Below are 13,237 nucleotides of genomic sequence, written 5' to 3'. Positions count from 1 at the left end.
CTCACTGGCATATAGGAACGTGCTGTCATGAGGATGACTGATTATCAGGCCGAGGTGATCTCCCGCGAGCTCTCTACCATCAAAGAGAAGAGCCCCTTCTACGCTCGCAAGTTCAAGGACATCGACCTGACCAAGATCAAGACCCAGGAGGATTTCGAGACCCTCCCGTTCACTGACAAGGGGGATCTGCGCGAGGCCTACCCGCTCGGCCTTATGGCCGTTCCGGAGAAGGAAATCGTCAGGATCCATTCCTCATCCGGCACCACCGGGACCCCGGTGATCATACCCTACACCAGGAAGGACGTCGAGGACTGGGCGACCATGTTCGAGCGCTGCTACCGCATGGCCGGGGTCACAGAGATGGACAGGGTGCAGATCACCCCAGGGTACGGCCTGTGGACCGCAGGCATCGGATTCCAGGCGGGAGCGAGAGGCTCGGGGCCATGGTCGTCCCCATGGGGCCCGGGAACACCGAGAAGCAGCTCCGCATGATGCAGGACCTGAAGACTACCGTCCTCTGCGCCACCTCGTCCTATGCGCTTCTCCTCGCCGAGCAGGTCGCCCAGAGGAACCTGAAGAACAAGATATGCCTCAGGAAGGGCATCATCGGGTCCGAGCGCTGGGGTGACAAGATGCGCGACCGCATCGCCGACACCCTCGGCCTGGAGCTCTACGACGTCTACGGCCTGACCGAGATCTACGGCCCCGGGATAGGCATCAGCTGCTCCTACAAGAACGGCATTCACATGTGGGACGATTACCTCTACTTCGAGGTCATCGACCCGAAGACGCTGAAGAACGTACCGGACGGAACCGTGGGGGAACTGGTCATAACCACCCTCAGGAAAGAGGGAGCGCCGCTCATCCGCTACCGCACCCACGACCTAACCAGGATCCTCACCGGGCCCTGCCCCTGCGGTTCCCGCTATCCGAGGATCGACATCATTACCGGCAGGACCGACGACATGATCAAGGTCAAGGGCGTCAACATGTTCCCCGCGCAGTTCGAGGAGGTCCTCGCCTCGGTGCCCGATGCGAGCTCGGAGTATCAGGTCATGATCGACCACCTGAACGGAAAGGACATCCTCACCCTGTTCTTCGAGACCCCTCTGCCCCAGGAGAAATGGCCTGAGGTCGAGAAGCAGGTCCTCGAGAGGTTCAAGGCCGTTGTCGGCCCGACGATCACGCCCAAGGCGGTGAGGATCGGGGACTTGCCGAGGAGCGAGAAGAAGTCCCACAGGATCTTCGACAACAGGTACTGAGCGGCTGCCGCAGACTGCGGACAACGCAGCCTGCAGCGGGCGCACGGCTCAATCCTTCCTATTGCACCTATTTTTGCCTTATAGAAAATATATTATAGAAGTTATAACAGTTCAAATTTCATGTCGGTTTTCGACGATGCGCAGCTTAAAGCGATGGTTCCTGAGCGCCATTCAGTCAGGAAATATTCTTCCGGCCTCAATGAAGAGGACAGGAAGAAGATCGGGGATGCGATCGCTGAGATCAACTCCGAGACAGGGCTTTCCTTCGTCCTGGTCGCCGGCGACCCTGCCGGGATACAGAAGTTCGGTATGAAAGGCCACTTCGGCGGCGCGACCGATTATATCGTCCTCGCCGGGAAGGAGAGCGGGACGCTCGAGTCGGACTGCGGGTACTGGGGAGAGAGGCTGGTCCTCTATGCTCAGTCAATCGGCCTCAACACCTGCTGGGCGGCCATGGTCAACAAGAAGGAAGTGCTCAAGCATGTCCCCGATGGCATGAAGTACGGCCTTACCGTCGTCATCGGCCACGGGGCGGAGAGCGGCGAGGACCACAAATCCAAACTAGCCGAGAAGGTCTCCAATCTTTCCGCGGATTCCCCCCAGTGGTTCAAAGACGGAGTGGAGGCGGCCATGAAGGCGCCCACTGCCATGAACAAGCAGAACTTCTTCTTCGAGCTGAAAGAGAGCGGGAAGGTCCTGGCGAAGCCCTCCGGCGGCATGTTCTCCGAGATAGATACCGGGATCGCCAAGGTAGACTTCGAGCTCGGCGCCGGGAAATCAAACTTCAGCTGGGCCTGAGGCCCGGAGCGGGGACGGTATCCCCGCTCTTTAAGGCGGTTTGGAGAAGGACGAAAGAAGAGCAACAGCTGGATATGGTCCGATTATTGCGGACATTTAAGTTGAATTGAAACTCAATCGACCTGCAATGTTGTCTGCTTTGAGTTTTTAGTGTTGTGTTGCCATGTCTTTAGTTTTTTCATAATCGATTCGAGGGCATTTGAGGTGTTTTTGTTAACGGTAAGAATGTCATTTTCGAATGATACATACTCACGCAATTCTTTACCAAGGTCTTTCAGAGCAATTCTGACATTAGATGCCAAACTCTTCTTCTCTACTGCTGACACAGAACCGGAGATAAAATCGAGCCCTTCTTCAATGAGTGACTCAACAGATTTGTGACTGCCTTTTTCCATCAGCATCTGTTGAATCGATACTAATAGAGACGTTCTGATCTCGAACTGACTGGATTCTGGGAGAATTAGGAAAGAACTGGAAGGAGTTTTGGTTAAATCAATGCCTTTCGCTGAATCCAGATTTTCGGCAAGTTTTCTATCTGTTATTGAATCAGTGTTTTTTGTCAACAGATTATCAGAAACAACAATCTGGGCGCATGTAACATCCAGTTCATGGTAACTCGAGACAATGATGCTCTGTTTACCATCAACATTCATAGCAAGATGTCCGACATCATCTGAAGTGATGTTCTCGTATTTTTTCACCTGAGAAATCTTGTCTGCGTTAGGATCGGTTGTGAGTTCCATAACCAGCCATTTTTTATCATCAGTATGAGCGATGATGTCCGGAGCACAATAGATTTCCTTCTTCCGCATTATGCGCTGGCAAATTTTATACTCAGAATATCCGGCCTTGTAAAAGGGTCCTTCAAAATTTTGATATTTTCCAAATAAATAGAGCGTCCTTTGCCAAAGTTTCATCTTCTCGAGATCATTGACGCTTTCAATATTGTCTGAGGTCAAAGATCTCCCTCCCCTCATACATGATATCGACATTGCCGCAGGCGTTCTCTCCCTGAACAGCTGCGAACCTGGGCGCCGCATTGACACATCCTTTTCCCGGGACGTTCATGTACGCGTATTTTTCGCCCATATCCAGAATGACGCGGTCGAGGTTATGAAGATCGATTCCTGCGAACCGTTTGAAGTCCGGTTGTGAATCAATTTCCGTCATCCAAAGTTTCAGTTTCGAGTTTCCTTTCGAGAGGGCAGCGGAATATCCTTCTAGATCGATCTTCTGGGTAAAAGTAAACTCGAATGCATACTTGTGTTCGTCTCTCGCCTTCTCTCCATCTTTCAGCGCAGAATGATATTTTTCAAGGGTAGATGAAATTAGATGAAGCGTATCTTCTGCGTCTTCTAGGTAATTGACGGTAACCTTACCGTAATTGTACCATTCCAGTTTCATCGAGGTGTTGCCGTTTTCGATGCAACTCCAGCGGATACTTTTCGTGGAGAAATCACGTTTCAGCTTATCGAAAAGATCCTCTATGTCCTTATTAGCGCCGTTACCGTACCATGCCTTCAGGCTGAATCCGAAGGGATCTTCGGCCTGGCTTGCTATATTGCGGTATTTCAGTCCGATGCCGCGTTCTTTCAATCCGTTGATCTTTCCTATTGATTCCAGATTTCTCTTCGAGAACCAGCAATTATCCAGACCGACGTTGTTACTGATCCATTTGGAGATGGCCCTGTCTGCAATATCAACAATTGATAGCGAATATAAGACCCAGACGCGCTTGTCGTACGTATCGATGATGATCCAGTTCCCGCGGGCATCTGAACAGATATACCAACTGCCTTCCAAAAGTCTCCATTCTGAGAAAGAGGAGCCCATGGCAGGGGGAATGTTCGGGTTCAGGTTGCTCTCAACATAATATGCCTTGAGAGTGCTGTGTCTGAAATCCGAGGCAGAGGTTTCTCTGAATGTCGAATCCAGTAATAGGATGAAATCGTCTCTTGTTCTCGGAATCTTGGCCATTTCCTACAATGAATTCACAATGAGATTAATAAATAAACTTATTAGATGCAGTATTCGGCCCAGAGGCGCAACACCGGAAGACAGTCTGTTTCAATCTGATGGCTTCGTACCTAAGTTCTATGTTTCGCGCTAACTTTTCCGTTTATATTCCGAACGGGGTCTTAGCGGTGCACTCGATGGATGCCTGCTATCAGCGCCGGGGCCTTCCGCGCGAGCAGGGAACGCCGGTCTGGCACTTCCCGCATCCGACTTCCGAGGGGCTTCCGCAGGCGATCTGCGCCTCTTTCAGACGGGCACTGCAGACAGCGTCATTTTTGTTCTTCCCCATAGGGGCCTTTGGATCGATGGCCGACACGGGGCAGGCGCGGGCGCACGCCCCGCATTTGATGCACCAATCGTACAGGCCGGAATAGCGGCGGGGCGTCGGCGGGATCTCCGCATCCGTCAGGACGCTGCACAGGCGCCCGGCGCACCCTGCTTCGGTGATGAGGTTCTTGGACATCCCGAAGGTTCCCAGGCCGCATATGTACGCGCAGTGCCTCAGCGACCAGTTGGACACCGTCGGCGCGGTCCATCTGAACCTCGGGTCCTGCTCGGGGGACATGGCGCTGTAGCCTGCTTTTTTGATGTCCGATACCAGGCCCGCGGCCGCTTTCGCGATGAACGCCTGCCCTTCCCTGCGGGCGCACGCCCATTCGCGCGACGGGAAATCCCCGGAAGCGTTGCTCTCCCTCACCTTGTCGGACATGGGGAAGAACATGACGATGACGGTCTTCGCGCCCGGCATCCATTCTTTCGGGGACATGTGCTCCGGCCCGACGCACTTCGGGTCCTTCAGCGCATCGAAAAGGGGATCGTCCGCGCTTCCGAAGGCGAAGACGGGGCGCTCGAACATCCGCTCCCACGATCCGGGGATGCGGTTCTCCTCTGATCTCTCCGCGCGTCCGCGGCGGCCGATAGCAGCCCGTAGGCCTCCTCCCGGTCCATGAAGATGAATCGCAGAGGGGACGGATAATCCTTCCTAGGGCATCGCGGTGTCGAGTGTGAGGCACTCTTCGCGGCCTTCCGGTGCCCCAAGGTGATTCGTAGCGGACCATCTCTCGGACCCTGCCCAGCTGTTGAAGCCCCTGATCTCCCGCCGGCATTCCTTCATCTTGGGCCTGATCGCCTCGGCAAGGGCCTCGCCGAACTCGGAGTAAACGCATTCCATCTGCTCCCCGTACGTCTCGATGAGCTCCCTGGGGTCGGCCTTCTTCAGGATCTTTCTTTCCTTCGCGCTCCAGATGGGGTTCTTGCGGCACCGGTCGGTGAACACCGGCCTCCCGCCGGGGCCTACAACGAGCGGGGCCATGTCCACATGGACCGTGTAGTTCCGCAGGCCGATGATGACGGCCGCCTCCTCGCCGAAATACTTCTTCCTGATAGCGCGGTATTCGCTTTCCAGCTTGTAGCGGCCGGCGCAGGCCGAGGCATGGTTCTTGCAGAAGTACATGCGGGACAGGAAGTCCGTCAGGGCCTGGGACAGCTCGAGGGACTCTTCCTCCACGATCTCGTAGCTCCTCCACCATTCGGGCGGGCGGGAGGAGACATCGTCAAGCTCGCGGATGAGCGCACGGCATTTCTCCTGGGTCATTCTGAAGTACGATTCCACGGCCCGGATGTCGGAGTAGGCGCGGAACCCCTCCGACCCCCTGAGCCTGCCGATCTCAGAGAGGACGTCCCTCATCGTGTGATATGTATAATCGCCATCGTCTATAAGTGGTTCCGAAATAAAATACATAGAAATATGTAATAAAACGGCGACCTATGGATTAGATTGGCTGCCGGAATGTATTATCAGGCTCTGATGTCAGTCCTTGCCTGTCGGCAATGATTTTACGTCCGTTCCGTCCTTCCACTACCGATTTCTATGGAGTGGCTCCTGATCGTCACGGCGCTCAACGCGATCTTCATAATCTCCGCGATGTACGCCGAACGCTACAATCCCCAGGCCCTCGTCCTCTGGGCGGTGCTGATGGCCGCGGTCCCGCTGGCCGGTTTCGTCCTGTACCTCATGTTCGGGCAGACGTTCTATTCCCGCTGGGCCTTCCGGCGCAAGAGGGACATCGAGGCCAAGGAAAGGGAGGATGTCGCCGACTACGGCAGCGGCCTGGAAGGAGAGGCGCTGCGGGTGTCGGAAGCGCTCCGCCGGTCCGGAGGCGCCCCGGCGGTCGGCGGGAACGCTGTCAATTACTATTCCGAGTCGGAGGAGTTCTTCAACGACCTCTTCCGCAGCATGGAAGGCGCGGAGAAGAGCATCCTCGCCGAGTACTACATCGTGAGGAAGGACGGGACCGGGAGGAAGCTCCTGCAGATCCTCATCGACCGCGCCAGGGCGGGCCTGGCCGTCCGCCTGCTGGTAGACGAGATCGGCACCCGCAACCTCCCGCGCGACTTGGTGAAGGAGCTCAGGGCGGCCGGCGGGAAGGTAGCGACCTTCCATCGGATCATCACCCTCCTGCTGAGCGCCAAGAAGAACAACCGCAACCACCGGAAGATCGCGGTCATCGACGGGGAGACCGTGTTCGTGAGCGGGTACAACATCGGCGACGAGTACCTCGGGAAGGGGAAGTTCGGATACTGGAGGGATGCCGCCGTCAGGATCCGGGGCCCGGCGGCGGACTTCTACACGCGCGTTGTGCTCCAGGATTGGAGGTATGCTTCGCGCGAGGACCTGGTATGCGACGAATCCTTCTACCGCGGGGAGAAGGCGGGGAATGTCACCGTGCAGCTCACCAGCGGGGGGCCGGATGCGCCCGGGACCAACTCCATCCATATGCAGTACGTCTCGATCGCGGACGCCTGCCGCCGGAGGATATGGATCACCACGCCTTATCTCGGGCCGAGCGAGCCCCTCGTATACCTGCTGCGCCTGAGGGCGCTGGAAGGCGCCGACGTCAGGGTCATAATCCCGGACATCGGCGACCACATGTTCGTCTACTGGGGGAACCGTTTCTCGGCCAGCAGGCTGATGGACGCCGGGGTGAAGGTCTACGAGTATCACAACGGGTTCATCCATGCCAAGACCGCCGTCGGAGACGGGTACTGGTGCTCCGTGGGCTCGGCCAACATGGACCCCCGCAGCATGAACCTGAACTTTGAATGCAACGCGATGGTCTACTCGGAGGAGATGGCCGCCGATATGGAGAAGGCGTTCGAGAAGGACCTGGAGAGATGCACCCTGTACACGATGGAGATGTACAGGAGCAGGAACCTGATCCAGAGGTTCAAGACGTTCCTGTCGAGGTTCCTGGCGGATTTGCTGTGAGGGAGCGAAAGGGTGCGGAAGGGAAACTGACTTTGATAAATCAGGAATTTTTCTGATTTTATCAAAGCACATTTCCATGCTGATTTTCAGCCTTTCCTCGGAGGAGGAAAAGGGCAGACAGTACAAGGCGCGGATCTGCTGCAAGAAAAGATGCGAACTATATTTCATTCGCAAGTGCCAGATTCAAAAATAACGCTTGGCAGAACCAATGGACAAGTTCGGGAGGGTGGCGGCCTATGCCCTCGCCAACTGCGGCAACGATTTCTCCGCCAAGAGCGTCTCGGATTGCCTTAGGAAGAAAGAAGGGTTTGAAGTCTCCGTCCAATCCGTGCACAGCTACCTCGATCTCATGGAGGAGGCCTACCTCCTGAAGAGGGTCAGCATCTACGACATAAGCGGCAAGGCCGTGATGTCCTCTAAGCCCAAGAACTACGCATTGGATAACGGGCTGAGGTACATCATGACCAATACTGTTGACATACAGAACGGGTATTTCCTCGAGAACCTGGTGTACCTGGAGCTCCTGGGAAGAGGGTACAAGGTGTACGTCGGCAGGAAATACAACGGGGAGATCGACTTCGTGGCGGTGAAGGACGGGAAGAAATGCTTCATCCAGGTAGCGTACATCCTGGCCGACGGGGCCATGGTGGAAAGAGAGTTCGGAGCGTTCTCCTCGGTGAGGGACGCATCGCCCAAGTATGTGATCTCGATGGACCCGTTCGATATGTCGAGGGACGGGATAACACACATCAGCCTCGCAGATTTCCTGGAAGGGAAGAAGGAACTGTACCTATCGTGAAACGTTTCGAGGATTGACTCGGCCGGCCGATTGCAGTCAATGCATCCTCCGCAGTTTCAGACGGGAAATCCGTCATGTGTTTCTTTCACGGCATCGGGACAGATAATATATGTTTCGAAGCGATCGGGATGGCATGGCTTCTTACATCGAGGTCTCCGGGAAGCTCACGGAGGTCATGCCCGGAACAGCGGTCTCGGATGCGGCCCGCACGGCCGGCATACTGCCCGATGCGTACCTTTTCCTGGTCTCGGGCGTGCCTGTCCCTATGGACGCTCCGATCGAGGACGGGCAGACCGTCAAAGCGATGAAGGTCGCCTCGGGCGGATGAGCACTTGTCTTCATGACGGCGGAAATCCTTCTGCATATGTGTTTTCGGAGAACCAATATATTCTGACATCGACTGACTCTCTCGATCGGATATGGCGGCATTGATATTCACAGACAGGACGATCGAGAGCCAGTGTGAACTTCACCCTTCGAGATTCGCTCAGGAGAGGGACAACCCGATCTACCGCTGGGGTCCGCTGATCTTCAGATGTTTTGACAGCATGAAGGACGGCATGCTTGCCAAGAAGTTCGACAGAGTGGACTTCGGCATTGATACGGCCGGCCTTCATCTCTATTGGTGCAGTGCGCTCGAGTGTGACGAATCAGGCAGGGTCGTCTCCACCATTGATGACGGAATGCGCACATGCTATTTTCTGCTGCCGTTCATCTGCAGATACCTGAGGGACGGGGAATTCATCGCAATCCACATGGATGAAGACGCCTGGCATCCGCATTACCACGCTACGATCGATATCTCTGTGTCCCCGAAGGGAATCAGGAACCTCCAGTGCGGTCTGCTGGATATGGATGCGATGTTCATATTCAGGCGCGAAGGCGGGACCTATGAGCCATTCGCCCGCATTTTCGACGAGATGTGCCGCAGTATCCCCGTAAGAGATGGATGGGATCTCTGGACGGTCCCGAACGAGAGGATGACCGCGAGCGAGCTGCTGGAGAGGGTCGGCTCGGACTTCTGCAGCGTAATGGCTGTAAGACCGTTCGATTCCGAGAGGGTCGGCGAACCTGCGGACGGTCAGATTGGAAAATGGATGTCATGACCGTCGATGAGGCAAGGGATCTGGGGCAGATCGAGGGATACTTTCTGTCATTCTCGATGTACCCCTATGATCCCGATGTGTACCGGAGCATGAGCCCGTACCTGTTCATCAGATTGCGGAATCCTGCTTGATCGCCATCTTTCTCGGTGCCCTGGAATCGAAATTATCACTCATTCCGGGAACTCCCTCACAATGGACTCGTAAGTCATCGTTTCGATGATGGGCTTCAGCTCTGGATCCTCAAGTCTAAGCACTTGGCGTACTGCCGGACAGGTCATTCTGACTGCTGACGGCCGCCCGGGATTATCGCCCTGAGCCCTGATTCGATGCTTTTCAGGGTTTCAAGGGAATATTGAATAAACGAAGCAGATAGGCCGCGAGAGGCATGTTATAATATACATTCTGCGTCGTTGTATTAATAAGTCATTATGAAAAGAAGAAATGAAATTACAGTAATCATATCAGTCCTTCTGTTGGTTTCTTCCTCCACCTTTTTCGTACTGGATAACAGGAGTTCAGATACCGAAGGGCCTGAACAGACCCTTGCTTCGGCGGATTTCGAGTTCGACTCCATGAAGCGTTCCGACGGCGACAGGTTCTTCGTGTTCGGGAAGACCATCCTCTCCTCGGAGCTGGGATTGGACCTGCTGTTCGAAGACTGCGGCGAGTATGCGTACATCTACGCGACCGCGGCAGTCGATGACAGCCGGCGTTCGGTCTCCATAGACGCCCATGTCTACAGCGGCGGGAAGGAGGTCATGAGCTTCTCCGACAACATCTCCGAAGAGGAGTTCGACAGGGATTCCGCCTACTATTATGACGGCATCTTCGTTTCGGATGCCGACGGGCCCGTCCTCATCGGCAATGCCACCGTGGACGCGGTCAAGAACATCAACAGCAACGTGAAGTATCTGAAAAAGGTGGTCGACAAGATCTCCTCCTCGGTGCTCAAGGAGAAGATCAAGAAGGCCCTGGCCAACGAGATCGTGAAGAAGGTCCTCAAGGCGGCCGCCCTCAGCGCCATCCCGTTCATAGGATGGGCCACCGCCGTCATACGCGTGGGCCTCCTGGCGTACGACATCATGGAGTTCGCCAAGCTCCTGCAGGAGCTGCGCGACGAAGCCGATAGGGACCTATCGACGCCGCACGTGCTCTGGAATGACGGGACCAACATGAGGTACCGCCTGCCCGTGAATGGGTATGGCGGATTGGAATTGGACCTCACGGATGCGAACAATGTGAACTATAGCGAGAAAAACATAGGAGACTATTATTTCGCGTACATGTCAGAAGATAATGGCTATAAAATATTCATTTCATCTGTGAAGCTTGAACTTGAGCTGGCTATGAAGATAGCCGGGAATCCAGGCCCAGGACTTAAGGAGATGAATCTATGCACCTTGTTGGAATCATCTGCGATCTCGATTTATCGTATGATGGGTGCAGAATGGATGGTTCATCTTTCTGCTCACAAGGGCAATCCTGGTTTCTACCATACGCATCACGGTCTTCACGATAGTGTAAATTATCCTGCACATGTGTTCTTCGGAGAGCCGATATATTCTGACATCTACTGATTCTTTCGATTGCATATGGCATTGATATTCACAGACAGGGAGATTGAGGGCCGCTGTGAACTTCTCCCTTCGAGATTCGCTCAGAAAAGGGAGAATCCCTTCTACCGCTGGGGTCCGCTGGTCTTCAGATGCTGCGACAGCATGAAGGACGGCACGCTCGCCAAGGAGTTCGATAAGGTAGACTTCGGCATCGATACGGCGGATCTTCATGTCTACATGTGTGCCGCGATAGAGTACGATAGAACGGGCCGGGTCGTTTCTATCACCTATGACAGAATGCAAAGATGCTGTTTCCTGCTGCCGTTCATCTGCAGATACCTGAGGGACGGGGAATATATCGCGATACACATGGGCGACGACGGATGGGATTCGCATTACCACCCTACGATCGACATCTCTGTGTCCCAAAATGGTATCAGGAATCTTCAGTCCGGCCTGCTGGACATGGACGCGATGTTCATATTCCGGCGCGAAGGCGGGACTTATGAGTTCCTCGCCCGCATCTTTGACGAGATGTGCTGCGGTACCTCCGTAAGGGAAGGATGGAGAACCTGGACTGTCCCGAAGGATAGGATGACCGCCGGCGAGTTGCTGGAGAGGATCGGTTCGGATTTCCGCGATATAGTGGCTGTAAGGCCGTTCGATCCTGAGAGGGACGGCGAACCTGTGAACGGTCAGACCGAAGTGGGGGAAACCATAACCGCCGATGAGGCAAGGGATTTGGGGCAGATCGATGGATATCATCTATGGTTCTTTATGCACCCTTACGATCCTGATACATACCGCAAAATGAATCCGGAACTGTATATCAGACCGAGTGCTGCATATATGAAAACAGATTGACCCAGCATCCGCTGCTTTGCGATTGTTTCGATTTGCCTATTCGATGCTTTCAATGCCAGAAACTGCTTTACGATATCGGCAGCAAGCCGGATTGCGCAGGGCGCGGGTCCTCGTATCATGTCAATGGTTCGGCCGGTAAGTGTCACGCCCGGGATTGATAAGCGATCTGAGATATTCGCCCAGTGCTTTGTCCTCGCAGTAAACGTACGTTCCCTTCATCCCGCGGGTCAGGAGAACGTTGTATGTGTTGCGGATGAGCCTCACGGCCGTCGCGTCATCGACAGACTTCATGTGGATCCCGCTGTTGCGGTCCGATTTAGCGTTCTTCGTGCGGTCGTAAACAATATGGCCGTCCACATAGCGCATGTCCTTTCCGATGATGACTCCGCAGTAGTTCATATCCAGCCCCTGGCAGGTGTGGATGCATCCGACTTCGTCGACGGACGATTCATCGTTGAGCCATGAATAATCGCTGTCTGTCGATGCATTGCGCAGGTTCCATTTCGCTTTGAACTTCCCGTCATCGAGGACGATGTCCCAGACATCCTTGCTGCGATCCTTTCCCTTGGACACCCATTCGTAGGTGTAGCCCGCTACGAGACGGCACTTTCCTGATACAGGCGCGGCTCCCGGCAGAAGATGTTTCTCGGCGGCGATCCTCTTCCTTTCCTCCTCATCTTTTTCTCTGATGAGGTCGCGCATCTCCGAGGCGCTATCGAACACGCGGAAATCGTACTGGCGGTCTATTTTGTAGTGTACAGGCCGCGAGTACCCCAGGAACCCGCGGATGAACTCCATATAGTCCCATCCGCCGAGCACGCGGAACTGGTTTGTGAGTTCCAAGTCCTTCCCTTCAATGATCAGATAATCATTGTCTTTGGAGATTGCCCTGATGCGTTCGACTGTTGCAAAATCATCTTTGGTAACGGCTTGGTCTTCATCTATGAAGAACACGGCGACACGCGTGCTTCTGATGCATCTCTCGAGCACATGTGTATCTTTTCCGATGCCGACGCCCCCTTTGAAGTCGAACAGGCGGTGGGCCTCATCGAAAAGAACGCAATCATATTCCAATGCTCTTCCTTTGGCGAGCGAGGTCGGGTACAGAAATAAGTTCTTCAGAGCAGAACGAGTGTACTCATGGTCTTTCCCGACCAATTCCTGATACATCATGATTCTGGGCGCTGCATTGGCCGTTACATAGGCCGCATTGACGACCGGAAGTCCGTTTTTCGGATGTATGAGCTCTCCGAGGGCATTCATAGCGACAATAGACTTTCCCGTCCCAGGTCCGCCTTTGATGATGATCGTCCGAAAGGAATTGTCCTGCAGAGACTCACGGGCCATACTGACTATGGTCGCCACCGATTTTGCTTGTGCATCATCGTAACTGAAGAACCCGTTCCCGTCCAGAGAATCCTTTAGCATATTCGATAACTGGGGGCTCGGAAGGATACGGCTCGCCTCTATATTGTACAGCAGTTCTGGGGCTTTGTACCTGACATGGGCCCTCATGAAAGCGATGAGTTTATCGACATCTCCCTATAGGAATGCGGGGCAACTTTTCA

The 13,237-nt window shown here is 54.5% G+C and carries 12 protein-coding genes and 1 pseudogene; 8 read left to right on the top strand and 5 right to left on the bottom strand.

Features of this window, described 5'->3' with window-relative positions; genetic code table 11:
* The first annotated feature begins 27 nt into the window (after positions 1-27).
* Positions 28-1,262, top strand: a pseudogene (locus AUQ37_RS01640) (phenylacetate--CoA ligase family protein).
* A 120-nt stretch (positions 1,263-1,382) separates the two neighbouring features.
* Positions 1,383-2,060, top strand: coding sequence for a nitroreductase family protein (locus tag AUQ37_RS01635; protein ID WP_058747142.1), 678 nt, complete (start codon positions 1,383-1,385; stop codon positions 2,058-2,060).
* A 113-nt stretch (positions 2,061-2,173) separates the two neighbouring features.
* Here AUQ37_RS01635 and AUQ37_RS01630 read toward each other — a convergent pair whose 3' ends face one another.
* From AUQ37_RS01630 to AUQ37_RS01615, 4 genes are all read right to left on the bottom strand, one after another.
* Positions 2,174-3,019: a hypothetical protein gene (locus AUQ37_RS01630; RefSeq protein WP_058747141.1), complete on the bottom strand. Its 846-nt coding sequence runs from the start codon at positions 3,017-3,019 to the stop codon at positions 2,174-2,176.
* Entirely contained in the window at positions 3,000-4,037 is a 1,038-nt protein-coding gene (locus AUQ37_RS01625) for a hypothetical protein (RefSeq protein ID WP_058747140.1), read from the bottom strand. The genes AUQ37_RS01630 and AUQ37_RS01625 overlap by 20 nt, the downstream gene beginning before the upstream one ends.
* Before the next feature lie 190 nt (positions 4,038-4,227).
* The gene (locus tag AUQ37_RS01620; protein ID WP_058747139.1) at positions 4,228-4,932 is read right to left on the bottom strand and encodes a 4Fe-4S binding protein; all 705 of its coding nucleotides are present in this window, start codon (positions 4,930-4,932) and stop codon (positions 4,228-4,230) included.
* A 126-nt stretch (positions 4,933-5,058) separates the two neighbouring features.
* Positions 5,059-5,763, bottom strand: a complete 705-nt coding sequence (locus tag AUQ37_RS01615) for a hypothetical protein (protein ID WP_058747138.1) — start codon at positions 5,761-5,763, stop codon at positions 5,059-5,061.
* Between the two features lie 183 nt (positions 5,764-5,946).
* Between AUQ37_RS01615 and cls the strand changes: the two genes are divergently transcribed.
* From cls to AUQ37_RS01585, 6 genes are all read left to right on the top strand, one after another.
* Positions 5,947-7,344: a cardiolipin synthase gene (gene cls, locus AUQ37_RS01610; protein WP_058747137.1), complete on the top strand. Its 1,398-nt coding sequence runs from the start codon at positions 5,947-5,949 to the stop codon at positions 7,342-7,344.
* Positions 7,345-7,552: 208 nt separating this feature from the next.
* Complete coding sequence (locus AUQ37_RS01605; protein WP_058747136.1) at positions 7,553-8,143, top strand: ATP-binding protein; 591 nt, start codon at positions 7,553-7,555, stop codon at positions 8,141-8,143.
* A 133-nt stretch (positions 8,144-8,276) separates the two neighbouring features.
* Complete coding sequence (locus tag AUQ37_RS01600) at positions 8,277-8,471, top strand: hypothetical protein (RefSeq protein ID WP_235584792.1); 195 nt, start codon at positions 8,277-8,279, stop codon at positions 8,469-8,471.
* Between the two features lie 91 nt (positions 8,472-8,562).
* Positions 8,563-9,249: a hypothetical protein gene (locus AUQ37_RS01595; RefSeq protein ID WP_058747134.1), complete on the top strand. Its 687-nt coding sequence runs from the start codon at positions 8,563-8,565 to the stop codon at positions 9,247-9,249.
* Between the two features lie 572 nt (positions 9,250-9,821).
* Positions 9,822-10,826 (top strand): hypothetical protein, encoded by a 1,005-nt coding sequence (locus AUQ37_RS01590; RefSeq protein ID WP_157844244.1) that lies wholly within the window; start codon positions 9,822-9,824, stop codon positions 10,824-10,826.
* A 15-nt stretch (positions 10,827-10,841) separates the two neighbouring features.
* A complete protein-coding gene (locus AUQ37_RS01585) occupies positions 10,842-11,669 on the top strand; it encodes a hypothetical protein (RefSeq protein WP_058747132.1) in 828 nt (275 codons plus the stop codon).
* 120 nt (positions 11,670-11,789) lie between these two features.
* On the opposite strand, the gene AUQ37_RS01580 is transcribed toward AUQ37_RS01585, so the two are convergent.
* Positions 11,790-13,016, bottom strand: coding sequence for a DUF2075 domain-containing protein (locus AUQ37_RS01580; RefSeq protein WP_157844243.1), 1,227 nt, complete (start codon positions 13,014-13,016; stop codon positions 11,790-11,792).
* Between the last annotated feature and the right edge of the window lie 221 nt (positions 13,017-13,237).

The sequence above is a fragment of the Candidatus Methanomethylophilus sp. 1R26 genome (assembly GCF_001481295.1).
GTDB lineage: Archaea > Thermoplasmatota > Thermoplasmata > Methanomassiliicoccales > Methanomethylophilaceae > Methanomethylophilus.
This window is presented reverse-complemented; position numbering and strand designations above follow the sequence as displayed.